Origin of the sequence: Paenibacillus vietnamensis (genome assembly GCF_020169515.1) — a bacterium.
GTDB lineage: Bacteria > Bacillota > Bacilli > Paenibacillales > Paenibacillaceae > Pristimantibacillus > Pristimantibacillus vietnamensis.
The window spans coordinates 478,082-503,799 of record NZ_JAHMHW010000001.1; the positions used below are offsets into that span (position 1 = coordinate 478,082).

Sequence of the window (25,718 nt, forward strand, 5' to 3'; positions counted from 1 at the left end):
GGAATAGCATTATATTGAGGCGGAAAACACAAAAAAGTCCATGTCGGCAGACATGGACAGCAGCAAACGGCAATTATTTGGATTGCGACTTGAACTCCGACGGGGTGAGGCCGGTCACCTTCTTGAATACGCGGCTAAAATAATTCGGGTCGTTATAGCCGACCTCGAAGCATATTTCCTTCAGACTAAGCTGGTCCTCCGACATCAGCGATTTCGCTTTTTCGATCCGCAAGGCGGTTACGTAATCGATAAACGTCGTGCCGGTCTGCTGCTTGAAAATTTTGCTGAAGTAATGCGGGTTCAAATGGACGTAATCGGCGATGTCCTCGAGCGACAGCTCCTCCGCAAATTTGGACTGAATGTAGCTTTTGGCGCGGTCCAGCACGCTTTCGGTCTGCTGCTCCCGCTGTTCGCGGATGCGCTGCATGGCAGACAGCACGTAGGAATCGGGCAATGCTCCGTTATTGCCGGAGCGTGTATCTGCCGGCAGCGAGGACGGCTTCCCGCCTTGCTTCAGCTCATCGAAGTGACAGACTTGCCCGCACTGCTCATAATAGGTGGACGCGAACACCGCTTCAAAATACGACTTTCGGAAACCATCCGCTCCATCCCGGCACATGCCGACTCCGACCGCAATGTCGGTACCGAGCCGCCGCGAGGTCAAGCCGCACAGCTCTTCTCCGAAAGCTGTCACGGTTTCCTTCCAGCTGGCTGCGGATACTTCCGGAGGCTTGCGCAGGAAGACGGCCATATGGCGGTCGATCAGGGAGCTGACGATACAGCTTAAAGCACGCGACTTCGCATAGCCGCGGACGATGTCGTACATGCTTTGCTTGCTTGCGGCTTGCTGCTGCTCCGGGAAAGCGATGACGACCGCCGAGCCTTGGTCGAGCGGAAATTCCAGCCACTCGGAGAGCTGGCCGATATCCGTTTCGCCTGTCGGCGCTACCATAAGCATCAGCGCAAGCTCGTTTTCCGCCAGGGGCAGAAGCTGAGACAGCTTGTGCTTGAGCTCCAGCTGATCCGACCGCTTTTGCTTCTCTTCATCGAGCTCCCGGACCAGCTGCTCCAATACCGCAACGACCTGCTCCCGTTTGGCCGGTTTTACCAAATATTCCTTGACTCCAAGAGACAGCGCTTCCTTCGCATACGAAAAATAGTCATATGCAGTGACAAGCACAAATTTGGTGTCCGGAAGCTTGCTCCTGATTTCCCGGATCGCTTCCAGGCCTTGTATGCCCGGCATATTAATGTCCATCAGAATAATATGGGGGCGATGCTCCTCGGCTTTCTCGATCGCGATCCGCCCGTTCTCGGCATGGAACAGCTGGAAGCGGCCGGGAAGCATCCGCTCCGCGATCCATTCGAGGCCTTCCCGCTCCAAAGCCTCGTCGTCTGCGATAAGCAGTCTATACATGCTCTAGTTCACCCTCCTGTGAGGCTGGGAGCCGTAACGTGACGGTCGTCCCTATCCCGGATTCGCTCGCGATATGGACGAGGTCTTCCTGTCCATAAAACAGCTGCAGCCGTTTGAATACGTTTTTGGTGCCGAGTCCGCTTGACTGCTTTTTGACGGCTGCCGCATCCTGCCGAAGCAGGGCCTGTCTGTCTTCCTCGCTCATCCCTTCGCCGTTGTCCGCGATGGAAACCGTTACGAAAGCCCCGTCCCGGGCGACCGTCAGCCGGATTTCAGCATCCTTCTCCATATGGGCAATCCCGTGCAAAAATGCATTTTCTACGAGCGGCTGCAGCGTTAATGCTGGAATGGCCTGCTGCAAAGCGGCTTCATCTACTATTAGTTCGATCCGCACACGATCTCTGAAGCGTGCCTGCTGAATCGTGAAATATTCCTTCACATGCTCCAGCTCGTCGCGAAGGGTGACCGGCTGATCGAGATTGCGTAAATTGTAGCGCAACAAATTCGACATCGACACGATCAAATCGCTTGTTTTCTCCGCGCCTTCGATCAGGGCGAGCTTTGACAGCACATTTAACGTATTAAAAAGGAAATGCGGATTGATTTGGCTTTGGAGCGCCTGCAGCTCCAGCTCCTTAACAAGACGGTCCTTCTCCAGGCTTTCCTTTTCCTTCTCCATCATGCTGAGCAAGTCGCCGGACATCTGCTCGAAGGCGTCAGCGAGAACGCCAAGCTCGTCGTTAGACCGCTTGACCGGCGAAGCCGGCTGCAGCATGCCGCCCGATATTTGCTTCGCCCTGCTGACTAGGTCACCGACCGGGCCGGTAACGCTTCTTGAAATCCAGATCGCAAGCAGGATGCTTAGAATCGTATTCGTGAGCAGAATCGCGGCTCCCAGCCGGTTCATCCTTTTATTCTCCGCCTGTATATCTTCATACAAAGGCTGATAAAAGCCCAGCTCGCGGTCGACGAGAGTCTGGCCCTCCTCGCGGATGAACGCCGCCGTCTGCTCGGCCTCTTCATAGCGGGAAAGGGCGGAGGCTTGCGAAGCGTCGTGCATTGACTTCATTACGGCCTGCTCCTGCTCCGCAAACGTATCCAGCATCAGAGAATAAGCGTTTAAGGCATGGGCGGATAGAGCGGCCGATTCGCTTCCTTCAAGCTGTGCCGCTAGCTCCGTTAATGCTTGCCTGGATTCGGACAGCTTGTCCAGCAGCTCGTCGCCCGGATTGACGAGATAAACGTACAGCATTTGCAAGTGGCGGTCCACCGCCTGAGTGGACTGCTTGTACAGCAGGATCCGGTTCAGCAGGTCGTCATAGCTTCTTTGAACCATGGCGCCGCTTTGAAACAGAAAGAAGGTGACGGAATTGACGAGCAGCACGAGCAGCGGGATAAAGACAAGCAGCTTCGTTCGGATCGTCATGGGCGGCCAGCTCCTTCAGGTTTTTCCGCAATCGAGCTTCGATCGAGTACGGAGGCAGCCGTGTAATGCCGCTCCGTGACCGGTTTTCCCTGGATGTGATCGTTCAGCATCGAAACCGCCACATAACCCATTTCATAAGGCTGCTGAACGAGAGTTGCCGAAATACCCCCGCTTCTGATGAGATCAACCGTTTCTTCCAAATCGTCGAAGGCAAAAATTTGCAGGCCCCTCGAAGGAAAACGCTCCGCCGCCTCCGCGATGCCTGCCCCGTCCAAGGCGCTTAAGCCGACAGCGAAATCGAGCCCCGGGTGATCGTCAAGCAGCTCTTCGGCAACCGCGGCGGCTTTCAGGCGCGAGATGCTGGAGGAACGCACCTCCACAACCTTAAGTCCCCGCGATTTATCGATGACCGATTGAAAGCCGTTTAGCCTTAGCTGCTGATTAGGCGCCTGCTCATTGCCGATCAGCACGGCAATTTCGGAGGGGGGGAAGGCGGCGCCTGCCACTAGCTCTCCAAGCCGCTCACCCGCTGCGAAATTATCCGTTCCGATATAGGCCAGCCGTTTGCTCTCCGGTTCATCGGTGTCGATTGTCAAGACGACGGTTCCTTGGTCGGCCGCTTTGTCGATGGCCGCTCTATAGCGCGGGTCGTTCAACCCTTGCAGCAGGACGGCATCGGCTTTTGCGGCCAGCGCTTTTTCGAGCAGCTTGATTTGTTCCTCCGGGTTGATGCGTAAAGGACCGGCATAATCGAGCTGCATGCCGTAAGCGTCCGCCGCTTCCCTGGCTCCTTTCTCGATGGCGCGCCAATAAGGGTTGTCAAGCTCCTGCGCGATCAGCGTGATTCGAAAGGCGGAAGTTTGCGCTTTGTCGTCCGCCGCCTCCGGCTGCAGCAGTCCGCGAATCCGCAGAGAAGAAAGGAAAAAGCTGGCTAATAAGCCCGCGAACAGGAAGAGAAGAAGGAAGACGGCAATGTTCCATTTCATGTTGCGCATGCGTTTGCACCTCTGTAGCATATTGAGGCTAATTATACAAGAAGGTTGCTTCATCGCAAAGCCCGGAGCGAGATGCCCGGCAAGTGTTAGCTCGGAGAGCGTCTTTTTGAGCAATTGTTGCTAAAATGTTAACGAAATTGGCGAGAATAAAAACAGGTTATCATGTACAATAGACGAAGTGAACTGAAGGGAGGAAAATTAGATGGGTGTTCCGGTAAGCGTTTGGGTTATTGCCGGTATAATTGTAGTCCTTTTAACGTGGATGACCTTATGGGTAACGAAAAAAGCCTACTCGAAAAAATGGGACGATTCCGACCATTAAACCTCAGACAGACAGAAGGGAAGAGTGGCATTGCATTCTTATGAGCTGAATTCCTTGCTTATCCATAAGAAGGAGGAGCGCTATTATGTTTTAGCGCTTATCTTCAGTATAATCATTTATCTTGGATTGTTAGTATCGATACTGTTCATTTTCCTCATCCCGCCGCTGCTGCTGCTGCCGCTGTTCGCACAGGCGGTCATGATGGCGGGGATCCGCACGAACGGGGTTCGCGTTACGCCAAAGCAGTTTCCGGAGGTTTACGCCATCGTGGAGGAGCAGTGCGCGCGGATGGGGTTTGCGACGATTCCCGACGTTTATGTCATGGAATCCAGCGGCGTGCTGAACGCGTTTGCTTCCCGGTTTTTTGGCCGGAGCATGGTGGTTCTGTACTCGGATTTGTTCGAGCTGATTCAATCCGGCGGAACCCGCGAGCTTGCATTTGTCATTTCGCATGAGTTGGCCCATATTAAACGAAATCATATCGTGAAGCAGCTGGCGATTATTCCCGCGCTTTGGATCCCGTTTCTTGGAGAAGCCTATTCCCGGGCTTGTGAATACACCTGCGACCGGATGGCGGCTTACTATACGAATGACGCCGAAGCGGCCATGCAGGGGCTCACGGTACTTGCTGTCGGCAAAACGCTCTACAAACGGGTGGATCGGGAGGAATACCTGCTCTACAGCAGCCGTGAGAGGGGATTGTTCGTCTGGCTGTCGGAAAAGCTGTCGACGCATCCGACGCTGCCGAAGCGGATCAGCGCGGTTCAGCAATTTGCCGGATTGCCGGCTTCTGCCGAGTTTAACAGCTCCTCGAGGATGGTCGTTGCGATTGCCGCCATTACCGGAGCGGCCGTTTTGGCCGCAGCTGCTGCCGGAATCACATTCGCCAAGCCGATCGTCCGGTTCGTGGAAACCATAACGGCGGCCGCACCCGCAGAGGATCTGCTTGCCGCCGCTTCCGAAGGAGATGCCGCTCAGGTGAGCTTGCTGCTTGATAGAGGAGCAAACCCGGACGTGACGGACGAGGAAGGATGGACGGCGTTGATGTGGGCTGCCCAGCTGAATGATACTGAAACTGCTTTGCTGCTGCTCGAAGCGGGCGCCGATCCCGATATCGCCGAACAAAGCTATGAGGAGACGGCATTGATGGTGGCGATATATAACGGGAGCGTGGAGATGACAGCCCTGCTGCTGGAGCAGGGAGCAAATCCCGAGCTTCAGGACAGTACGGGCTGGACACCGCTCATGTCGGCGGCTTCGGGCGGAGATATCGAGGCGCTTCAGCTGCTGCTCGATGCGGGGGCGAATCCGGATACGGCGGACGATTCCGGCCGTACCGCTGCGGATTATGCGCTGGAGAACGGCTACCGGGAAGCGGCAGAGGTGCTTCTGGGTCGAGGGGATGCCGTGTAATGCCGAGTCATACAAAAAAGACGCTTGATTTATTCAAGCGTCTTTCTTTATGTATGGGTTCATGCCTTTATTAACGAAATGGTCGGGACGACACGATTTGAACATGCGACCCCCTGGTCCCAAACCATGTGCTCTACCAAGCTGAGCTACGTCCCGGAAATAAGTGGTGCCGTCGAGAGGACTTGAACCCCCAACCTACTGATTACAAGTCAGTTGCTCTACCAATTGAGCTACAACGGCATGTCTTATTTGTGAAACACAAGATGTATTATTGCACAAACCGCAGATTTCATGCAATACCTCTATTTGAAGTTTGAATTTTCAGAAAACAGATTATTTTCATGCAGAGAACCATGCTTTGTTTAAAAGCTTTATTCCCGCTATCAGCTCTTCCTCCGATAACCCTCCAAAACCTATCATAATATATGAATCCGGACAACACTTCGGGTCAAGCCAATGCCGTTCAGGGTTATACACCTTACATCCGAGCCGTGCAGCATGGTCGATCAGGGAGCTCCTGGATTTTCCTTTTACGTCAAGGAGAATGTGAAGTCCCGAATCGCCGCCGATCATTTCGGTGCGTTCATTCAAATACAGCGAAATGGCGGCCGTTAAAGCTTTGTGTTTTGCTTGATACAGACGCTTCATTCTGCGTACATGCCGGGCGTAATCGCCCCGCCTCATGAAGTGCCATATTGCCTGCTGGATAATGGGCGATACCGCTTGGCTGTAATTTTGCAGTTCGTCTTGGATGTCATGCAGCAGCTCGGGCGGAAAGATGATATAGCTTAGCCTTGCTGCGGGGAGGAAGGACTTTGAAAAAGTGCCTAAATAGATGACCCGCTCCTGTCTGTCAAGCGCCTTCAGCGAAGGAATGGGCTTACTGTTGTAACGGAATTCGCTGTCATAATCATCCTCGATAATATAGGAACGGGTGTCGGCAGCCCATTGCAGCAGCTGCAGCCGCTTTTGTACCGGAAGCACCATCCCGAGTGGAAATTGATGGGAGGGCGTCACATAAACCGTATCGACACCGGAAGCACGAAGGCTTTCGAGTGAAATGCCGTCCTTCTCCAGGACAACGGGAACGAGCTTGCAGCCATGATTCCGGAGCACGGTTCTGACACCGTGATATCCCGGATCCTCGATGCCGACAGTTTTTTCTCTCAGCTGCAGAAGCTGGCATAGAAGGCTGACGGCATGCTGGGTGCCTGCGCATAAGACGATCTGCTCTGGTTTACAGGAAATGCCGCGCGATTGAAACACCATATCGGCGATTTCGGTCCGAAGTCCTTCATGACCTTGACGATCGCCGTAGCCCAGCACATTGATATCCGGATGGGATAAAGCTTCAATCATGCATTTTTTCCAATGGGCCAATGGGAACCGGCTGAGCTCGATATCTCCGTATTTGAAATCGTATTTGATTTTTTTAGATGGTGCAGCTGCGATCTTATGTAAAGACTCGGATGCTTCCGATGCTGCTGTATGATGCTCAAGACTTTCGCTCAATTGCTCCAGCGGCAGGACAATGTAGCCGTTCCGCTCCCGGCTTTGAATATAGCCCTCGGCCAGCAGCTGTTGATAGGCCGTTTCTACCGTATTTTTGCTGATGGATAAATGCTGGGCAAGCTGCCTGATCGAGGTCAGAACCGTTCCCGGGCCGATAGATCCATTCTCAATTTGGCTGCGGATATATTGATAGAGCTGAACGTAAATAGGAGTGGAGCTGCTTGTGTCAAGCAAGGGGGTGAATCCCAGCTTCATTGTTTACTGTCCCCTTTATTTAGTGCATTTCTGTCACTTTTGTTAGTGACAAAACCGATTTATATTGACCTTATCATAAAAACGATAAAACAGAAAGGGATGTTGGATATGTTTACAGTAAGATTGCAGAAAAGAGAGTGCACGGACAAAAGCCGGATTGAGGCTTTTCTGGCTCAGGCTCAAACCGGCTTTTTGGGGCTGGCTGACGGGCGTTTTCCGTATGTGGTCCCCTTTAATTTTGTGAAGATAGAAGAATCCATCTACTTTCACGGGGCAGGAGAAGGAAGAAAGCTTTCAATTATGCGTTCGAACAACGAGTGCTGCTTTACCGTCAGCGAGCACTACGGGACGATAACCGATCCTGTCCCTGCCAAAACCGATACGGCGTATATGAGTGTGATGGCATTTGGAGCATTGGAAGAAGTGACGAATATGGAAGAAGCAACTGCCGCGATGCAGAGACTGCTGGATAAGTATGTGCCGGGTTATTACGGTCAGCCTCTTGCAAGCGCGCATGTCGAGAAATACCGGTCCTCGATGGGGAGCGCGACGTCGGTGTTCAAGCTGGTCGTCAGGCAGCTGACTGCGAAGGAAAATGCCCCCGTTCCGGGGAAAATGTATGATAAAGGTTGAGTATTTCGAGTGAAGAAAATAGGCGGCCCCCGAACTCATCGCGGATGAATTCGGGGGCCGCCAGACTTGCTTGAATTATAATTTATGCCGTTTCGCCTTCGACAGCGGCTTCATTTTCCCGGATCAGCATCTCGACCTTCCGGATCCGGTTTTTGCTTGTTTCCCGGATAATAAACTTGAACTGGTCCAGCTCATGCTCCTTGCCCGGCTTCGGATCCGGAACTTGGCTGTACAGCCAGCCGCCTACCGTATCGACATCCTCTTCCTCGAAGTTAATGCCGGTCAAATCGCTTAGCTCGCTAAGCGAAACCTTACCGTCCAGCAAGTAGCAGTTGTCCGCCAGCTGTTCGATTTCCTTTCGTTCGTCGGCATCGAATTCGTCCCGAATTTCACCGACGATTTCCTCCAATATATCTTCAATCGTAATCAGACCAGACGTTCCGCCGTATTCATCGACGAGTATCGCGATATGAACGCGTTCCTGCTGCATCCGCTTCAGCAGCATCTTAACCGGCGTTACCTCTGAAACGCTCAGCACCGGGTGAACAAGCTTCTTGAAGTTGAAATCGCGGTCCGATTCGTACTCCAAGAACAGCTGCTTCGTATTAATCATACCGACGATGTTGTCCTTGCTTTCAAGGGCAACCGGGAATCGCGTGTACTGCTCCTTACGAATGATTTCCATGTTCTCGTGAAGCGATTTGTTCGTGTAAAGACAGATCATGTCGGTGCGGGGCACCATAATTTCCTTCGCCAGCAATTCGTCGAAAGCGAAAATCCGGCTCACATATCCGTATTCGGTATTGTTGATCTTGCCGCTTTGGTAGCTTTCGTTAAGAATGATTTGAATTTCTTCCTCGGTATGCGCTTCCTCATGTTCTGTTGCCGGTTTCAGCCCGAACAGGCGCACAAGTGCGTTGGCCGAACCGTTTAGGAGCCAGATGAAAGGATACATCAAAGTATGGAAGAAAATAATCGGCTTCGCTGTCAGGAAGCTGATAAACTCAGCTTTCTGAATAGCCCAGGTTTTTGGTGCAAGCTCGCCTACGACGACGTGCAGAAACGTGACAGAAATAAATGCGACCAAAAAGGATAAGAGATGACTGATATCACCATTTAAATCAAAATGTTCAAACAAGGGTAAAAGCAGTTTTTCAACTGTTGGTTCTCCTAACCAGCCGAGCCCTAACGCTGTAATCGTTATTCCTAATTGGCAGGCTGACAAGTAGGCATCCAGATTGCTCGTAACCCGTTGAACGGCAAGCGCGTTCTTCCGGCCCTCAAGCACTAACTGATCAATCCGACTGGAGCGAAGTCTGATGATGGCGAACTCCGTTGCGACGAAAAAAGCAGTTAATAAAATAAGTAGAGCAACCATGAATAAATTGAATCCTATACTACCCATTTTCGCTTCTCACTACCCTTTTTTATATGAATTTTTGTATGCTTATGATTTACTATAACGAATCCATACAGCATCTGACAAACGCCATATCCAACGGTAACAGCCTTTTACGACCTTTGTGGGTGATTTAAGAAGATTGAAAAGCTCATTATCATTGATTTTCGAGCCTTTACAACCGACTTTCTCAGGCCTATGATGAGTTCATATGAACTTGAAACGAAAGAGCTGCGAGGTGGATGGGAAATGGAGTCCTTTACGCTGACCCGTAAAGAGATGGCTTGCCTATTGCTGTCTTTGGACGGATCGTCCGGCAGGAAGCCGCTCCAGGTGCTGCAGCAAGCATGGAACAAATCGCATCGGACCGATCTCGAGCAAGGGAGCGGTCTGCCTGCTTTTTTGTCAACGCTGCTGCCTCCGATAGTTGAAAAGCTAATAAAACGGAATGAACTTAAAGGACTGTCTCTGCACGAAATTGCTGCGCTGGGACAGCTTATCGAATATTCGAGCCTTTCGGTCACCTCGATGCAAAACTGGGTGAAACGGGATTTCAAAACCTACTTCGACAGCCCCAAGGCGGGGAAAAAATACAGTTTGAATCAGGCGGCGATGCTGTTTATTATCGATGATTTGAAATCGAATCTCGATTTCGAGTCGATCCGCAAGCTGTTCGATATTTTATTCAGGAATCCGGAGGACGGAGAATCCGATCCTGTAAGTGCGCTTCAATTATATGCCTCATACACAACCATGTTCGAGGAGCTGGATGCGAACAATGACCAGCTGCTCGATATTTCCGGCCATTTGAAAGAGCAGCCGCATCAGGATTTGCTGACGGAGCAAGTGATTCGCGACTCGGCCGAGCGGTTTGCCGGCAGACTGCCTGACTTGACCGGCAAACGGCGGGAAGCGTTCCGTAATTTTTTGCTCGTGGCGGTCATTTCGATCCAGACGTCCTATTTTCACTCCTTGGCCAGACGGTACTGCAATGCGACTTTGTTTCTAATGCCCGATTAGATTGCCTTCGTTCGCTTTAAATTCGGTTTTATCCCCGCCGGATTTATGATATGTTTTAGAGAACAGAGAAAACCAGGTAGTAAAGGGGTAACCGAATGCTGTTCGTACTCATTGCTTTATGGGCCATTGCGGCTATCGTCTGGCTTTCGGACCGGAACGCGGCCATCAACCGCTGGCTCGGAGGTGTGGCGTTCTGCGGAGGGGCTGGCGCGCTTGCAGCCGTCCTCGATTTTCAATGGCTTCCCGTCATGGCCGAGGCGGGGATGAACGAGGTTGCGCAGCAGCTCCTCTTCCGCCTTCAGGCCGTCGCTTCGCTTCTTTCCTATTACGGGCTTCCTTACTGCTTCGTTTTGTTTGCGGTCGCCTACCGGCCTGCGCAGCTGCCCTCGCGCTTAAAAGCGGTTCTGCCTTGGCTGCTGCTGCTGCCGATTGGGGGCTGCTTGCTTTTCACTCCTTTTTATACCGAAATGTATCCGGTCTCGTTCAACATCGTTGTCTGGTGGGCGGTGCCTTACATCTTGTACGGCTCCGTGCAAGTGCTGCTGAAACGAGACATCTATGGCGACTTTTCGCGGACGCATTGGATCGTATGCTCGGCCGTTCTGCCGCCGGTATTGTTCAGCATGGTCATGAATTACGTATTGCCGAGCTTCGGCATGCTTCGCATGTGGGTTTACAATACGTGGATGGTGGGCCTTGGGGTGACCGTATTCGTCATCGGACTGTTTACTTACGGCTTTATGGGCGTTCGCGTACTCGTGGACCGGCGCAGGTTCGATTCCACGCTCCGGGCGGTCACGTCAGGCACCGCGATCTTAAATCATGCGATCAAGAACGATGCGGGCAAAATGCGGCTTTTCTCGGAGAAAATGAAAGCGTACGCGATCGAGACCGGGCAGCAGGAGCTGCTGGCGGACGTCGAGACGGTGCTGAACGCTTCGCGCCATATGCAGGAAATGCTGCAGCGGGTCCACCGGCGGACGGAGGATCTTGTGCTGAAGGTAGAGGAGATCGAGATGGGACGGCTCGTCCGGCAAACCTTTGCCGCCTTCGAGCCTGCGCTCGGCAGCGTCCGATTAAGCATGGAAATCGCCGACGGCTGGATTTGCCGCATCGATCCCGCGCAGACGAGCGAAGCGCTAGGCAATCTCGCGGCCAATGCGCTGGAAGCGATGAAAGGCGGCGGTGAGCTGGTGGTAAAGCTCAGCGAAACGAAGCGGGAGCTCGTCATCGAGGTGAGGGATACGGGTCCGGGGATGAAAAAAAACGAAATGAGCAAGGTGCTGGAGCCGTTCTATACGACGAAAGGCGGCGGCAGCATGAATTTCGGCCTCGGCCTGCCATACGCTTACCACGTTATGCGGAAGCATAAAGGGATGCTGCAGCTGCGCAGCAAGCCCGGGGAAGGCACTTCGGTCTTTATGACGTTTCCAAAGAGGCATATACAAGCGGTGAAAAGGGCCGAAATTCCGGTGGAGGTGAGCAGTGCCCATGGATAAGATCAAAGTGTGGATCGTCGAGGACGATCCGGATTGGCTGCGCGGGCTTGTTGCGTTTTTGAATAAAGAGCAGGATATTCAAGTTGTCTGGACGGCCAGCAGCGCGGGGGATGTAAGGGAAGCGCTGCGCGGACGGCTGGCTGAGGACTGTCCTGCCGATGTCGTGCTCATGGACATTATGCTGGATGATAAGCCGGAGGGCGTGCTGCTCGCCGAGGAGACGGCTTCGGCCGCGGGAGCCCGCGTCGTCATGCTGACGTCTATGGAAGAAAAGGATCTGATTTTTCGTTCGTTCCAGGCAGGCGCTATCGATTATCAGATCAAATCCGATTTCGAAGGGCTTCCCGATGCGGTCAGATCCGCGTATCGCAAGCAGTCGCCGATCAACGCGGCCGTTGCGGAAAGCATGCGTGAGGAATTCAAGCGGCTCAAGCAAATGGAGCGCGATTTCGAAATCAAGAAGGTGGAAGACCTGATTACGCCTTCGGAGCTGCAGCTGCTCGATTTGATCGATCAAGGCTATACGCAGCCGCAAATCGCCGACAAGCTGGTCGTCTCCTTGCGGACCGTCAAAAACCATGTTAATCACATTCTCAAAAAGCTGAACTTAACCGGCTCGCGTGAAGCGGCCGCAAAGGTGAAGGAAATGGGATTGTTTCATAAGCAGAACAAAAACGACAGCGCAGGGCGGTAACGGCGTTGTCGTTTTTTTGTTCATACATTTCAAACCGGAAGGGAATAATGAATGGGTATTGCTTGACAAAGGAATTCACTTCGTTTAAAGTTACTTACGTAAAGTTATTAAATTAATAAATGATAGGCGGGAGAAGCATGACAACACAAACCGGACATGAGACAAAAACATCGAAGCCGTTTATGGATGCCGTTAAAGTAAGGCGTTCGATTTACGCAATCAGCAAAGAAGCAGTCGTTTCCGACGACAAAATTATCGAAATCGTACAGGATGCAGTGAAGCACACGCCATCTTCCTTCAACTCTCAAAGCGCGCGGGTTGTCGTGCTTTTGGGCGAAAACCACGACAAGCTGTGGGATCTCACGACCGAGACGCTGCGCAAAATCGTCGCTGCGGATCAATTTGAGGCGACTGCGCAAAAGATGGGCGCTTTTAAAAGCGGCTACGGCACAGTGCTGTTCTTCGAAGACCAGACGGTCGTTGACGGCCTGATGCAGCAGTTCCCGTCCTATGCGGACAACTTCCCGATTTGGTCGCAGCAATCCTCCGGCATGCATCAGTTCGTCGTATGGACGGCGCTGGAGAATGAAGGTTTCGGCGCAACGCTGCAGCACTATAATCCGCTGATCGACGACGAAGTCAGATCGACATGGTCGCTGCCTTCGTCCTGGAAGCTGATTGCGCAAATGCCTTTCGGCAAACCGACCGCAGCGCCGGGCGAGAAGCAGTTCCAGCCGATCGACGAGCGCGTGAAAGTATTTAAGTAATAGTAGTAAACCGACGGAGCGGGCCTGATTTTTCGGCCTTCTCCGTCTTTTTTCGTTTGTCCGGCGGCTTTATAATAGGAATGAATTTTGAATCTTGCCGAATGGACCGGAGGAGAGCAATTGTTTAAAGCGGTATTTTTTGATTTGGACGATACGCTGTACGACCAGCTGAGCCCGTTTGAGCTCGCCCTCGGGAAAGCCGGGTTGAACGATTGCGTCCGCAGCCGCGAAGGCGCTTCGGATTTGTTTAAGAGCATCCGCCGCCATAGCGACCGGCTATGGATAAAGCATGCAGGCGGCGAGCTAACGCTGGAGAGGCTGAGAATCGAAAGAACATGCGCCGCGTTTGCGGAGCTCGGGATTGATCTCCCGGAGGAAGCAGCTAGCCTTTTGCAGCACTGCTACGAACGGGAGCAGGCGAATATCAAGCTACATACAGGAGCGAAAGACTTATTAATGAATTTAAAGGAGGGGGGTATGGAGACGGGGATTATTACAAACGGACCCGTATCGCACCAAACGAACAAGATCACAGCGCTGGGACTGAAGGATGCGATTAGCGATCGGCGGATCTTCATATCGGATGCGATCGGCGCCGCGAAGCCGGATGTCGGGGTGTTTCATTATGTACGGCAAGCGGCCGGCTATCAGCCTCATGAGCTGATTTATGTTGGCGACGCATGGCATAACGACATCGCTCCCGCGTACCGCGCGGGCTGGCTTGCGGTGTGGGTGAACGTCAGGGGGCAGCTGCCGCATGCGAAGGATGAAGAGGTCCGTTACAGCGAATGTGCGTCGCTCGAAGAGGCGGCTGGGCTGCTTCTTGATCTATGCAAGCCGCAGCCGTAAATCTGGCGGATTGCTCTAAAAACATGTACAATAGAATCCGATAAAGGAGCTAGACAAGCTTAACGAATTTTTCGGCGATTAATTTACGTTTATTGCCAGACGGGAGAGAAACGATGAGTATCGATCCGCGCATTATCAAAACGTTATTGCAGCTTCAGCTGACGCCGGGCGCGAATAACCAGTCGTCCGCTAATCCGTTGAGCGCTGCCGCAGGCAGCGGCACGGCTTCCTTATTCGATACGTTGTTATCACAATATATGTCCGGATTCGGACAGGAGACGGACAGCGCAAAGCCTGTAGCGGCCGCTGATGCGCTTGCCCGTCTTTCCCAGTCGGGTCCGGCTGCAGCTTTGTCGTTTGCAGAGGATTCTGCGGACGTTCGGGATGCGGGAGAATACGGCGGACTGATCGCACAGGCGTCGGCCAAATACGGGGTGGATGCCGCTTTGATCCGGGCGGTTATCCGCACGGAGTCCGGCTTCAGGGCCGATGCGGTATCGGGTGCAGGAGCCAAGGGGCTGATGCAGCTGATGGACGGTACAGCAAGGGGGCTGGGCGTGACCGATCCGTTTGATCCCGCGCAAAATATCGACGGCGGCACAAAATATCTGTCTTATCTGCTTAAAAAGTACAACGGCAACGAGCAGGTAGCGCTCGCAGCCTATAATGCCGGACCGGGACGCGTCGACCGTACGGGCATCAGCACGGACGAACAGCTGGCGGCTAATTCCGGAGAGCTGCCGGAGGAAACGCAGCGGTATGTCCTGAAAGTGCTGCAAGCCAGATAATCCGGCTGCGACAAGATCACGAATCGGCCCTTTGCCGCGATGCGGGGCAGTCGTTGATCTTTTTCTTTTTTGGAAGGAGAAGGATGGACCATGCTTTATTTTGACCATTGCGCCTCTACGCCTCCATATGATGAAGTGATTCAGACGATGACGGAAGTGATGCGGGCGCATTATGCGAACCCTTCTTCGCTTCACCGCGCAGGCACGTCTGCCGGTCACCTGATCGAGAGATCAAGGGCGGTGCTTGCGGAGCAATTCCGGACGAAGAAAGGGTCCTGGCTGTTCACGGGCGGAGGCACGGAATCGAATAATTTGGCGGTTAAAGGGATTGCGAAGCAATATGCGGGAAGAGGGAAACATCTGATTACGACCCGGATTGAGCATGCCTCGGTATACGAAACGTTCGGCCAGCTGGAGGAGGAGGGCTTTCGGGTTACGTATTTGCCTGTCAGCGATACGGGTCATGTCCGGGCCGAGCAGGTGCTGGAGGCCGTAACGGACGAAACGGTGCTGGTGAGCGTCATGCACGTGAATAACGAGATCGGGACCGTTCAGCCTATTGCGGAAATCGGACGAATGCTGAAGAAGCGTTCCCGCGCCTTCTTTCACGTTGATGCGGTACAGAGTATCGGGAAGCTGCCGGTTTCCGTCGAGGAGTGGGGCATCGATTTGCTAAGCGGCTCGGCGCATAAGCTGCGCGGGCCAAAAGGAGTCGGTTTCCTCTATATAAGAGACGGCATTACGCTGTATCCTTTGTTTACGGGCGGCTCGCAGGAGGAAGGCTTCCGGGCGGGCACGCAAAACGTTCCGGGCATCGTCGCATCCGCCAAGGCTCTCAGAATGGCATCGGAATCGATGGAGGCCAGAGGGCGGAAGCTGGGAGCTTTAAAGCGCATGCTGCTGACGGAGATTGCGGAAATTCCGGAGCTGAAGCTGAACGGCGGAGAGCCTTCGGCCCCGCATATCGTTCATTTTTCCTACCCTGGCATGAAGCCTGAGGTGATCGTCCATATGCTGGAGGAGCAGGGCATTCTGGCATCGACGAAGTCGGCCTGTTCATCCAAGGACCAGAAGCCGAGCAGGGTTCTTCTGGCGATGGGAGCAAGCCGAGAGCATGCGGCGGGCGGCGTTCGGATCAGCCTCGGGGACGAGCATACGGAACGGGATATCGCCAGGCTGGCGGAGGCGCTGCGCATCGCGGTACGACAATTGAAGCCGCTTGAGAGGGGATTGACATAATTTTGCAATACGATCGAATTATTTTACGTTACGGGGATTTAACGGTAAAAGGGAAAAACCGCAGCCGTTTCGAGCGCCGCATGCAGGAGCAGGTAAAGCAGTCACTGCAGGGCTTCGAGCGAATTACGTACTTCAAATCGTTCGGCAGATTGTACGTGCTGCTAAACGATCATTCTTACGCTCCGGTTATGGACCGGCTCAAGGATCTGTTCGGCATTGTCACGTTAAGCCCGGCCGTCAGCACCGGGCATAATTTGGAGGAAATCCGGGCCGCGGCTCTTACATTGATGCAGACGCTGCCCGAGCAGCCTTCGACGTTTAAAGTTAGCGCAAAGAGGGCGTGGAAGGAATTTCCTCACAATTCTCAGGAGTTGAACCATCTTGTGGGCAGCCATGTGCTGCGTGCTATGCCTTCGCTGAGGGTGGATGTCAGGAAGCCGGGCGTAGAGCTGAGGGTGGATGTGCAGGAAGAGGCCGTATACGTCTATCATGAAGTCATCGAAGCGGCGGGCGGCTTTCCTTACGGCTCTAACGGCAAAGCCATGCTGCTTCTGTCGGGCGGCATCGATAGTCCGGTAGCGGGCTGGATGGCCTTGCGCAAAGGGCTCGAGCTGGAAGCCGTCCATTTCCACAGCTACCCGTTCACGAGCGACAAGGCCAAAGAGAAGGTGATCGAGCTGGCAAAGCGTCTGTCCTATTTCAGCGGCGAGCCGCTTAAGCTTCACCTCGTCCCGTTCACCGAATTCCAGACGACGCTCGCGCAGAACGGCAATGACAACCTGATCATTACGATTATGCGGAGGGCGATGCTGCGGATTACGGAGCGGCTGGCGGGACGGAACGGCGCAGGCGGCATCGTGACCGGCGAGAGCCTGGGACAGGTCGCGAGCCAGACTCTTGCAAGCATGAACGTCATCGGACGGGCGGCGGAGCTGCCGCTTATCAAGCCTCTCATTATGATGGACAAACAGGAAATCATCCGGGTAGCCGAGAGAATCGGAACGTTCGAAACTTCCATTCTGCCGTACGAGGATTGCTGCACGCTCTTTTTGCCGAAATCGCCGAGCACGAATCCGAATTTGCGCATCGTTGAAATGCTTGAATCGCAGCTCATAAATTACGAGGAGCTGCTGCAGGCGGCGGTTGAGGGGACGGAGGAGCTCATGCTGACGCCGGACAGCCAAACCGCCGTTCAATCGGCGGGGGAAGACAGCTGGTTTTAAACGAAAAAAAAAGCAGCGCCTCTTATGCGGGCTCGCTGCTTTTTTGTTTGTCCGCCTGTTGATTCCGTCGGTTCGTTAACCAGCCTGCCGCAAGCGTAATGATGATGATAGCTGCCGGAAACCACCACTCGGCTGACGGATTGCTTTCGAAATAACGCTCAAACGATTTTTCGTGCGAGATCATCTTCGCAGCCGTATAAGCGAGAACGGCGGAGCCGGCATAGACGATCCACAGGAATCGGTTTACCAGCTTGATGAACAGGGTGCTGCCCCATACGACGGCGGGGACGCTGATCACAAGTCCGATGATGACGAGAAGCGTATCTCCGTGCGCAGCGCCGGCTACGGCTATAACGTTGTCGATTCCCATCGCGGCATCGGCAATGATGATCGTTCTGATCGACTGCCAAAGCGTGCTGCCGGCTTTCACGTCGTCATGCGAATCCTCCTGCACGAGCAGCTTGTAGGCGATCCATACGAGCAGCAGCCCGCCTATGAGATTAAGCCAGGGCACGCTGAGCAGCTGGACGACCAGCATCGTGGCTGCGATCCGGATGCCCACGGCGCCTACCGTACCCCAGATGACCGCCTTTTTCTGCTGTTCCTTCGGCAGGTTGCGTGCCGCCAGCGCAATGACGATGGCATTATCCCCGGCCAGGATCAAATCGATGAAAACAATGGTGAGCAGGGCGGAGTAAAACTCCACCGAGAACAGCTCCATCCGGGCATTCCTCCTTTCGGGCGCAAGCGGTATGCACACGAGCTCTATACATAGATATGAGAGAATCCGGCTGCGAATTCACTATTTTTAGGGACATAATCCCGGAGGCTTGTTCATAAACGTGATTAAGGGAGGGATTATGCCTTGGACAGTCTGCTTATATTTTTTCAAATCGTCTTGATCAACGCATTGCTGAGCGGGGATAACGCGATCGTCATCGCCATGGCAAGCGCTCATCTGCCGCCGCGCCAGAGGAAACGGGCTGTCTGGTGGGGGGCTGTCGCAGCCGTCGGGCTCCGGTGCCTGTTAACGTTTGCGGCCATTTCCTTGCTCCAGATCCCTTATTTGCAGGCGGCCGGCGCTCTTATGCTGTTCTATATTGCCGTCAAGCTCCTCGCGGATTCGGGGGGCGGCCAGGAAACTCACAGAATGAAAAAAGCGTCCACGATCGGACAAGCGATCTGGACGATCGTCGTAGCCGATTTTGTCATGAGTCTTGACAATGTGCTTGCGATCGCAGCGGTCGCGAACGGCGACTTCATCCTAATTCTGCTCGGGCTGGCTCTCAGTATCCCGATGATCATTTGGGGAAGCCAAATGCTTGGCACGCTGCTGCAAAAATTCCCGGCGCTCTCCTATATCGGCTCCGCCCTGCTGGCTTACGCTTCCGGAAAAATGCTCATGCACGATCCCGGACTGAACGATCTGCTGTTCCATGGCTCCGAAACGCTGGCGGAAGCCGTTCCGCTGCTGTGTGTGCCGCTGGTCATCGCGCTTGCGGTGATGCGAAAAAAGCCGCTTTCTTGACGATCGGGCAGCCGGCCGTTCCCGCCAATGATGGCGGAACGTTTTTTTTTGCGCAGACACCTGCTTCGTACTGGTATTTTTGGTCCACTTCCATTAAACTAGTATAGATAAAAACTGTCGTCTTTCGTCGGTATATGCGAATGGCGTTGTAAGGAGCGGAAGCGCATGTCTAATAACAAATATTCCGCTGGAATTATTTTGCTGTTAGCCGGGGTCGTTATTTTGCTGGGCAAGTTGGGAGTATTCAGTTTTCTGGGAGCGATCTTTTGGCCGCTGCTCGTCCTCATTCCGGGATTGCTGCTGCATGTGCTGTATTTCGGAAGATTGGCGCCGGCGATTGTGCTCGTTCCGGGCGGAATGCTCATCGTCTACGCCCTGCTGTTCATCGTCTGCAACCTATTTGGATGGGATAGCTTGAAATATTTGTGGCCGCTGTTTATTTTCGGTGTAGCTGCCGGCCTTTACGAATATTATTTGTTCGGTTCATCCAGACAACGCATCTTGCTTACGTCATCGATCGCTCTGGCTGCGGCGTCCGCCGCGTTCATCGTGCTCGTTCTCCTGTGGAGCTGGGGAATTTACGCGATCGCGGCGGTGCTGATTGGGGCGGGGGCCTGGATGATGCTTGGCAAGCGCAGACGTTGGTAAGAAGAAATAAATTAAAAACAATTGGAGTGGATTATTAGTTATGCAAGCAAGAGAGAATTTACGCAATATCGCGATTATCGCCCACGTTGACCATGGGAAAACGACTTTGGTCGACAAGCTGCTTCAACAATCCGGAACGTTCCGCGAGCACGAGGCGGTACAGGAGCGCGCGATGGACTCCAACGATTTGGAGCGCGAACGCGGCATTACGATTTTGGCGAAGAACACCGCGATTAATTACAAGGATTACCTGATCAACATCGTGGACACGCCGGGCCATGCCGACTTCGGCGGCGAGGTTGAACGGATCATGAAGATGGTTGACGGAGTTCTGCTCGTCGTCGATGCCTTCGAAGGCTGCATGCCGCAAACGAAATTCGTTTTGCGCAAGGCTCTTGAATCGAAGCTGACGCCGATCGTCGTCGTGAACAAGATCGACCGTCCTAACGCAAGGCCGTCCGAGGTCGTCGACGAAGTGCTCGACCTGTTTATCGAGCTGGGCGCAGACGATGAACAGCTGGAATTCCCGGTCGTATACGCATCGGCGCTGATGGGAACCTCCAGCCTCGATCCGGAGAAGCAGGACGAGAACATGGAGGCGATGTACGAGACGATCGTCAGCCATATTCCTTCGCCGACGGAAGACGTAACGCAGCCGCTGCAATATTTGGTGACGCTGCTCGATTACAATGAATATTTGGGCCGTATCGCTATCGGACGCGTCAACCGCGGCATCATCCGCCAAGGACAATCCGTATCGGTTATGACGCGCGAGGGAGCAACCAAGCAGGCGAGAATCGAGAAGCTGTTCGGCTTTCAAGGCTTGAAGCGCGTTGAGATCGAAGAAGCGGGCGCCGGCGATATCGTTGCCGTCGCAGGGATCCGGGAGATCAACATCGGCGAGACCATTGCCGATCCTCAGAATCCGGAAGCTTTGCCTGTCCTGAAGATTGACGAGCCGACGCTGCAAATGACCTTCCTCGTAAACAACAGCCCGTTCGCGGGCCGCGAAGGCAAATGGGTTACCTCCCGTAAGCTGCGCGAGCGCTTGTTCAAGGAGCTCGAGACGGACGTTGCGCTGCGCGTAGACGAGACGGAAAGCCCTGATGCTTTTATCGTATCGGGACGCGGCGAGCTACATCTCGGCATCCTGATCGAGAATATGCGCCGCGAAGGCTACGAGCTGCAGGTTTCGAAGCCTGAGGTTATCATCAAGGAAATCGACGGACAAAAGCAGGAGCCTTACGAGAGATTGCTGATCGACGTGCCGGAGGAAAGCATGGGAGCGGTCATGGAAAGCCTGGGGACGCGCAAAGCGGAAATGGTCAACATGATCAACAGCGGCAACGGCCAGATTCGCCTGGAGTTTATTATTCCGGCGCGCGGCCTGATTGGCTACCGCACTCAGTTCCTCACGCTGACTCGCGGCTACGGGATCATGAACAGCGCCTTCGACAGCTACGGCCCGCTTGCAGGGGCTGGCGTCGGCGGCCGTCACCAAGGCGTGCTGGTTGCGAGCGAGAACGGCACTTCGACTTTCTACGGCATGCTTGGCGTAGAAGACCGCGGCATCCAATTCCTGGAGCCGGGCACCGAAATTTATGAAGGCATGATCGTCGGCGAGCATAACCGCGACAACGATATTATCGTCAACATCTGCAAGGAGAAGCAGCTTTCCAACGTGCGCTCCGCAGGCAAGGACGATACCGTCAAGCTGAAGACTCCGCGTCTGTTCTCGCTTGAGCAAGCGCTCGAATATTTGAACGACGACGAGTATTGTGAAATTACGCCGAAATCGATTCGCCTGCGCAAGAAAATTTTGAACAAGAGCGAACGTGAGCGTGCGGAGAAGCACCGCAAGACTGCACAATCCGGCGTTTAAGAAAAGGGACGACACGAAACGTAAGGCTTTGCGCTCGCGAAGCCTTACGTTTTATTAAAAATATAAAGAATTTATATACTTGAAAGATAAGAGTTTATTCATTTCCGGGACAATCGGACTGACGAATTCTTATAATAAAGGAGGTACTCGGCATGCAAGCATGGCTAAGCGACCATATGCTGGTTTCTTATTTGCTGATCCTGGGCTTCACCATTTACATATTCAACAAGGTGTTCCGGCCTCAGCAGAAGCTGCCGATATTGAAGGAAATTCTCGTATACGCATTAATTGCGTTCGGATCGTTTATTTTAATGATCTTGCAGGTCGATAAGCTGCCGATCATCCAGTGTATGGGCGTGGCGGTACTCATGATGCTGATGCTGCGCGGCCGCCAGCTGTACGACAAATGGAAAGGGAACAAGGCGGCAGGCCCGTCATCCCCAAAGGCGGATTCGGGTAAATGAAGCTCGAAGCCGCATTGTTTAACTGGCTGCAGATCAGGCTGGTGGCGGATGCACGGCCGGAGGACCGGGCCGCGCTCGACACCGTTGTTTTTTTTGAGCAGATCTTGACCGAGGATCACGGATTGACGCGATTTGAAGTGGCCGGTTCCGACGACACGATGATGCATGTAAGATATGAGAAGGACGGCCGGTCGAAGCTTCAGCTGTTTCCGCGCGAAGACGCCATGCAGCTGCTCGCCGATATCGATTCCAATCCAAAATACAATTGAGCTTGAAGGTGGAAACTATGAGTCAAGATAAGACATCCTTACCTCCCAGGTCGGGAAGCCGGAGTCCGTCTAAGCCCAAAAAGCAAAAACCGCCAAAAAAACGCTCGATATTCAAAACGATTTTTGCGATATTTTTCAGTTTGCTTCTTATCATTGCGGCAGGGCTCGCCTATGTCGTTTACAAAGCGGACGACGCCATCTCCCAAATCGGTGTGGATAACGATACGGTAGATATTCCGGCCGGAGAATCAGTCAAAGAAAAACCGGTGGCCATGGTTCTGATGGGACTCGATTCTCGTTCCCACGGCGGCGGATTGAATACGGATGTCATGATGGTTGCCGCATTTAATCCGAACACCAAATCGGCTACGGTCGTTTCGATTCCGCGGGATTCGCGGATTGACGTAGAAGGCTACAAGACGCGGAAAGCGAACGCTTTTTACGCCAATTTCTACAGCGCCTTCCTGAACGAAGGGAAGGACAAGGAGACGGCTTACGCGGATGCAAAGCAGGAAGTCAGCAAGGTGATGAGCGAGCTGTTCGGAATCGACGTGAAATACGCTTCCGTCATTAACTTTCAAGGCTTTGCGGATGTTGTCGATGCCTTGGGCGGGGTAGAAGTAAATGTCGATATGCGCATGAAATACAGGGATACCGCCGACGGAACCGATATCGATCTGCAGCCCGGCCTGCAGGTGCTGAGCGGTGACAAGGCGCTCGACTTCGTCCGTTACAGGCAGTCCAATGACGGCACGAACATGTCCAGCGATTTCGAGCGGAACAAACGCCAAAGCGATGTGATTGGCGCGTTGGTCGACAAGCTGAAATCGCTCGGAGGCGCTGCGAGAATCGGCTCGGTTATCGAAGCGGTCGGCAACAATATGACGATGAACATGCCGAGAAGCGAGATCAGAAATATGATGACCGAGTATTTCGGCATAAGCCGCAGCGACGTTACGTTTATTCCGCTCGAAGGGACCTGGAGAAGCCCGTACGTCTATCTGGACGAAGCGAAGCTGGAAGAGGCGCGTGCCGCCCTTCAGGCAAAAATGGCTGAATAACCATAGACGGTAGCTAATAAACTAAGTATAATATTTCTACAGCTACCGAGTTTTGATTCTGTTCAGAAGGAGGTCATGCGAGTGACCGAATCCGTAGCAGCAGGAAGAGTACAAGAAATTGCAGCTTTTCTGAAACATTCCTTCGTTCTAACGAATAAGGGCAATACGGAGTCTGGCAGACGGGCCTTGAGCGGTTTTGATCCGGGGACCGTAATGTGGAGCGGCGCACGCTTGTCCACTGGCACGGGTACAGCAAGAAGTGTGACCAAAAAAGAGGCGGACTGTGCGAATGTACAAGTGTCCGACCCTATAAGAAAGCCTAGTGATTTTTTCACTAGGCTTTTTGTGTCTTTAAAGAGTCTTTACGAATGCTCAATATTTTTTCCTAACCGCATAAAGCGGCGGGATTTTGCTAACGATTGTTTATTCTTGGCGCTTCCTGCGTCTCGATCTCCTGCGGTTTTACGTCACGCGGCACTTGAGGGACGATGCGGCCCATAATGTCCGCCATCTCCTCGGCAAACCCGGCTGCGGGTCTGCCGAGCCTAATATCGTCGCCAATCTCGTTCAGCCGTTGCGCCAGATCGATATCGGCCGTTACGACGGCGTTGATGCCGTAAGGATCCTTCCGGAACGCTTCGGCTACCGAATATTTGATTGTGCCTACGCGGGACCGTTCCATTTTGGCATCCACATCAATGCCGACGATAGCCGTATTGCCGAGAACGACGCAGTGAGCGTCCGTTACGCCTTCGATTCTTTTGGCCAGCTGCTCCAAATGCGCGGCTACTCCCTCCGAATTGTTGTAGTCTAACGCGCGGGGAACGTTTTGCCGGGCCTGCATGCGGCCATTATTCTGTGGAGAGGGTGATGTTTCATTACGTGCGGCGGTGCTGCAGCCTGTCGCTACAATCGCTACAATGATCGCCGAAGTAAGCCATTTGAGCATGTGTTCCACCTCTTTTTTCATCGAAAATAATTCTTTTGCTTGTTCGCCATAGTTTACCCGCAGCAATGCGAGGCTATGTATGCCTTCTAAAGAATATCCGATTGCCGGGAGGGTTCTCATGAAAAAAATATTCGTGCTCGATACTAATGTGCTGCTTCATGATCCGCAAGCGATATTCGCTTTCGACGATAATGAAGTCATAATTCCCGCGGTCGTGTTGGAGGAAATCGATTCCAAGAAGAGGCTGGCTGACGAATTAGGCCGCAACGCACGGTCCATCTCCCGTCTGCTCGACAAGATGAGAGAAAAAGGGCGTCTTCATGAGGGCATTTCGCTTCCGAGCGGCGGCTTGCTCAAGGTGGAGCTGAATCACCGGAGCTTCATGCGCGTTCAGGAAATGTTCGGTGAAATGTCCAACGATAACCGGATCCTTGCGGTTGCCTTGAATTATCATCTGGAGCAAGAGGAAAGCGAAGAAGAAAAGCGGGGCATCGTGCTGGTCAGCAAGGACGTGCTGGTCCGAATTAAAGCCGATGTGCTTGGGCTGGAAGCCCAGGATTATTTGTCCGACCGCGTCGTCGTTTCCTCGGACCTCTATTCGGGATATATGACGCTGTATGTGCATCCTGCCGTAATCGACGAATTTTATACGTACCGGTTCCTCACCGTGAATAACCTGCATTTGACGATACGTCTTAATCCGAATGAATTCGTTATTTTACGAGATGAGATGGGAACCTCGAAGTCCGCGCTGCTGAAAGTGAGCCAGGACGGTGCAAGACTGGAGCCGTTATTTTTAAGCAACGATCCGGTATGGGGCATTACGGCCCGGAATGCGCAGCAGCGGATGGCGCTTGAGCTGCTTCTGAACGACGACATTCCGCTAGTAACGCTTACGGGCAAGGCGGGGACGGGCAAGACGCTGCTGGCGCTCGCAGCCGGGCTGCTAAAGACGGAAGACGAGCATAAGTACAAAAAGCTGCTGATCGCAAGGCCCGTCGTCCCTATGGGCAAGGATATCGGATATTTGCCGGGCGAGAAAGAAGAGAAGCTGCGTCCGTGGATGCAGCCGATTTATGATAATCTGGAATACTTGTTCGATACGAAAAAAGCAGGGGACATCGACAAAATTTTGATGGGCATGGGCAGCATTCAGGTCGAGGCGCTCACGTACATCCGCGGCAGATCGATCCCAGGCCAGTTCATCATTATCGACGAAGCGCAAAACCTGACCAAGCATGAAGTGAAAACGATCGTCTCGCGGGTCGGGGAAGGAAGTAAAATCGTCCTGATGGGCGATCCCGAGCAAATCGACCACCCTTATCTGGACTCGATCAGCAACGGGTTGACACATATCGTGGAAAGGTTTAAAGGAGAAGGAACAAGCGGTCATATGACGCTCGAAAAGGGCGAAAGATCGAAGCTGGCGCAGCTTGCCGCGGATTTGCTGTAGCGCATAATGCGAA

24 protein-coding genes and 2 tRNA genes are annotated in these 25,718 nt (G+C 53.3%); 17 read left to right on the top strand and 9 right to left on the bottom strand.

Features of this window, described 5'->3' with window-relative positions; all coding sequences use genetic code 11:
* Window positions 1-73: 73 nt before the first annotated feature.
* The 3 genes from KP806_RS01925 to KP806_RS01935 are packed head-to-tail and all read right to left on the bottom strand — an operon-like array spanning window position 74 to window position 3,838.
* Complete coding sequence (locus KP806_RS01925) at window positions 74-1,417, bottom strand: helix-turn-helix domain-containing protein (protein WP_224721859.1); 1,344 nt, start codon at window positions 1,415-1,417, stop codon at window positions 74-76.
* Window positions 1,410-2,843, bottom strand: coding sequence for a sensor histidine kinase (locus tag KP806_RS01930; RefSeq protein ID WP_224721860.1), 1,434 nt, complete (start codon window positions 2,841-2,843; stop codon window positions 1,410-1,412). The genes KP806_RS01925 and KP806_RS01930 overlap by 8 nt, the downstream gene beginning before the upstream one ends.
* Complete coding sequence (locus tag KP806_RS01935; protein ID WP_224721861.1) at window positions 2,840-3,838, bottom strand: substrate-binding domain-containing protein; 999 nt, start codon at window positions 3,836-3,838, stop codon at window positions 2,840-2,842. Before KP806_RS01935 ends, KP806_RS01930 begins: the two co-directional genes overlap by 4 nt.
* A gap of 346 nt (window positions 3,839-4,184) precedes the next feature.
* Here KP806_RS01935 and KP806_RS01940 point away from each other — a divergent pair, with 346 nt between their 5' ends.
* Entirely contained in the window at window positions 4,185-5,573 is a 1,389-nt protein-coding gene (locus KP806_RS01940) for a M48 family metallopeptidase (RefSeq protein WP_224721862.1), read from the top strand.
* Between the two features lie 79 nt (window positions 5,574-5,652).
* Here the strand turns inward: KP806_RS01940 and KP806_RS01945 are convergent.
* The 3 genes from KP806_RS01945 to pdxR all read right to left on the bottom strand — a co-directional run bounded on the left by KP806_RS01945 (window position 5,653) and on the right by pdxR (window position 7,340).
* Window positions 5,653-5,729: transfer RNA gene (locus KP806_RS01945), tRNA-Pro, on the bottom strand.
* 8 nt (window positions 5,730-5,737) lie between these two features.
* Window positions 5,738-5,813 (bottom strand) — tRNA-Thr (locus KP806_RS01950).
* 99 nt (window positions 5,814-5,912) lie between these two features.
* Window positions 5,913-7,340: a MocR-like pyridoxine biosynthesis transcription factor PdxR gene (pdxR, locus tag KP806_RS01955; RefSeq protein ID WP_224721863.1), complete on the bottom strand. Its 1,428-nt coding sequence runs from the start codon at window positions 7,338-7,340 to the stop codon at window positions 5,913-5,915.
* A 108-nt stretch (window positions 7,341-7,448) separates the two neighbouring features.
* On the opposite strand from pdxR, the gene KP806_RS01960 reads away from it, so the two are divergent.
* Window positions 7,449-7,973: a pyridoxamine 5'-phosphate oxidase family protein gene (locus tag KP806_RS01960; RefSeq protein ID WP_224721864.1), complete on the top strand. Its 525-nt coding sequence runs from the start codon at window positions 7,449-7,451 to the stop codon at window positions 7,971-7,973.
* An 82-nt stretch (window positions 7,974-8,055) separates the two neighbouring features.
* Here the strand turns inward: KP806_RS01960 and KP806_RS01965 are convergent, their stop codons facing one another.
* Window positions 8,056-9,351 carry a hemolysin family protein gene (locus KP806_RS01965; RefSeq protein ID WP_397376344.1) on the bottom strand — a complete coding sequence of 432 codons (1,296 nt, stop codon included), beginning with the start codon at window positions 9,349-9,351 and terminating at the stop codon, window positions 8,056-8,058.
* Between the two features lie 270 nt (window positions 9,352-9,621).
* On the opposite strand from KP806_RS01965, the gene KP806_RS01970 reads away from it, so the two are divergent.
* The 8 genes from KP806_RS01970 (at window position 9,622) to thiI (ending at window position 17,451) form a co-directional block, all read left to right on the top strand.
* On the top strand, window positions 9,622-10,392 hold the full coding sequence (locus KP806_RS01970) for a DUF1836 domain-containing protein (RefSeq protein ID WP_224721866.1): 771 nt from the start codon (window positions 9,622-9,624) through the stop codon (window positions 10,390-10,392).
* 95 nt (window positions 10,393-10,487) lie between these two features.
* Window positions 10,488-11,891 carry a sensor histidine kinase gene (locus KP806_RS01975; RefSeq protein WP_224721867.1) on the top strand — a complete coding sequence of 468 codons (1,404 nt, stop codon included), beginning with the start codon at window positions 10,488-10,490 and terminating at the stop codon, window positions 11,889-11,891.
* Window positions 11,884-12,585 carry a response regulator transcription factor gene (locus KP806_RS01980; RefSeq protein ID WP_224721868.1) on the top strand — a complete coding sequence of 234 codons (702 nt, stop codon included), beginning with the start codon at window positions 11,884-11,886 and terminating at the stop codon, window positions 12,583-12,585. Before KP806_RS01975 ends, KP806_RS01980 begins: the two co-directional genes overlap by 8 nt.
* A 137-nt stretch (window positions 12,586-12,722) precedes the next feature.
* Window positions 12,723-13,352 carry a nitroreductase family protein gene (locus KP806_RS01985; protein ID WP_224721869.1) on the top strand — a complete coding sequence of 210 codons (630 nt, stop codon included), beginning with the start codon at window positions 12,723-12,725 and terminating at the stop codon, window positions 13,350-13,352.
* 120 nt (window positions 13,353-13,472) lie between these two features.
* Window positions 13,473-14,201 carry an HAD family hydrolase gene (locus tag KP806_RS01990; RefSeq protein WP_224721870.1) on the top strand — a complete coding sequence of 243 codons (729 nt, stop codon included), beginning with the start codon at window positions 13,473-13,475 and terminating at the stop codon, window positions 14,199-14,201.
* A gap of 113 nt (window positions 14,202-14,314) precedes the next feature.
* Window positions 14,315-14,989 (top strand): lytic transglycosylase domain-containing protein, encoded by a 675-nt coding sequence (locus tag KP806_RS01995; RefSeq protein ID WP_224721871.1) that lies wholly within the window; start codon window positions 14,315-14,317, stop codon window positions 14,987-14,989.
* 90 nt (window positions 14,990-15,079) lie between these two features.
* Window positions 15,080-16,228, top strand: a complete 1,149-nt coding sequence (locus KP806_RS02000) for a cysteine desulfurase family protein (RefSeq protein ID WP_224721872.1) — start codon at window positions 15,080-15,082, stop codon at window positions 16,226-16,228.
* 2 nt (window positions 16,229-16,230) lie between these two features.
* Window positions 16,231-17,451, top strand: coding sequence for a tRNA uracil 4-sulfurtransferase ThiI (gene thiI, locus KP806_RS02005; protein ID WP_224721873.1), 1,221 nt, complete (start codon window positions 16,231-16,233; stop codon window positions 17,449-17,451).
* A gap of 22 nt (window positions 17,452-17,473) precedes the next feature.
* On the opposite strand, the gene KP806_RS02010 is transcribed toward thiI, so the two are convergent.
* On the bottom strand, window positions 17,474-18,172 hold the full coding sequence (locus tag KP806_RS02010; protein ID WP_224721874.1) for a TerC family protein: 699 nt from the start codon (window positions 18,170-18,172) through the stop codon (window positions 17,474-17,476).
* 144 nt (window positions 18,173-18,316) lie between these two features.
* Between KP806_RS02010 and KP806_RS02015 the strand changes: the two genes are divergently transcribed.
* The 6 genes from KP806_RS02015 to KP806_RS02040 all read left to right on the top strand — a co-directional run bounded on the left by KP806_RS02015 (window position 18,317) and on the right by KP806_RS02040 (window position 23,303).
* Window positions 18,317-18,979, top strand: a complete 663-nt coding sequence (locus KP806_RS02015; protein ID WP_224721875.1) for a TerC family protein — start codon at window positions 18,317-18,319, stop codon at window positions 18,977-18,979.
* 165 nt (window positions 18,980-19,144) lie between these two features.
* Window positions 19,145-19,627, top strand: coding sequence for a hypothetical protein (locus KP806_RS02020; protein ID WP_224721876.1), 483 nt, complete (start codon window positions 19,145-19,147; stop codon window positions 19,625-19,627).
* 40 nt (window positions 19,628-19,667) lie between these two features.
* On the top strand, window positions 19,668-21,509 hold the full coding sequence (gene typA, locus KP806_RS02025; RefSeq protein WP_224721877.1) for a translational GTPase TypA: 1,842 nt from the start codon (window positions 19,668-19,670) through the stop codon (window positions 21,507-21,509).
* A gap of 152 nt (window positions 21,510-21,661) precedes the next feature.
* Complete coding sequence (locus tag KP806_RS02030) at window positions 21,662-21,973, top strand: YlaH-like family protein (RefSeq protein ID WP_224721878.1); 312 nt, start codon at window positions 21,662-21,664, stop codon at window positions 21,971-21,973.
* Window positions 21,970-22,242 (top strand): hypothetical protein, encoded by a 273-nt coding sequence (locus tag KP806_RS02035; protein WP_224721879.1) that lies wholly within the window; start codon window positions 21,970-21,972, stop codon window positions 22,240-22,242. The genes KP806_RS02030 and KP806_RS02035 overlap by 4 nt, the downstream gene beginning before the upstream one ends.
* 140 nt (window positions 22,243-22,382) lie before the next feature.
* Window positions 22,383-23,303, top strand: a complete 921-nt coding sequence (locus tag KP806_RS02040) for an LCP family protein (RefSeq protein ID WP_224721880.1) — start codon at window positions 22,383-22,385, stop codon at window positions 23,301-23,303.
* Window positions 23,304-23,715: 412 nt separating this feature from the next.
* On the opposite strand, the gene KP806_RS02045 is transcribed toward KP806_RS02040, so the two are convergent.
* On the bottom strand, window positions 23,716-24,252 hold the full coding sequence (locus KP806_RS02045) for a YhcN/YlaJ family sporulation lipoprotein (protein ID WP_224721881.1): 537 nt from the start codon (window positions 24,250-24,252) through the stop codon (window positions 23,716-23,718).
* Between the two features lie 118 nt (window positions 24,253-24,370).
* Here KP806_RS02045 and KP806_RS02050 point away from each other — a divergent pair, with 118 nt between their 5' ends.
* Window positions 24,371-25,705, top strand: coding sequence for a PhoH family protein (locus tag KP806_RS02050; protein WP_224721882.1), 1,335 nt, complete (start codon window positions 24,371-24,373; stop codon window positions 25,703-25,705).
* Window positions 25,706-25,718: the final 13 nt, after the last annotated feature.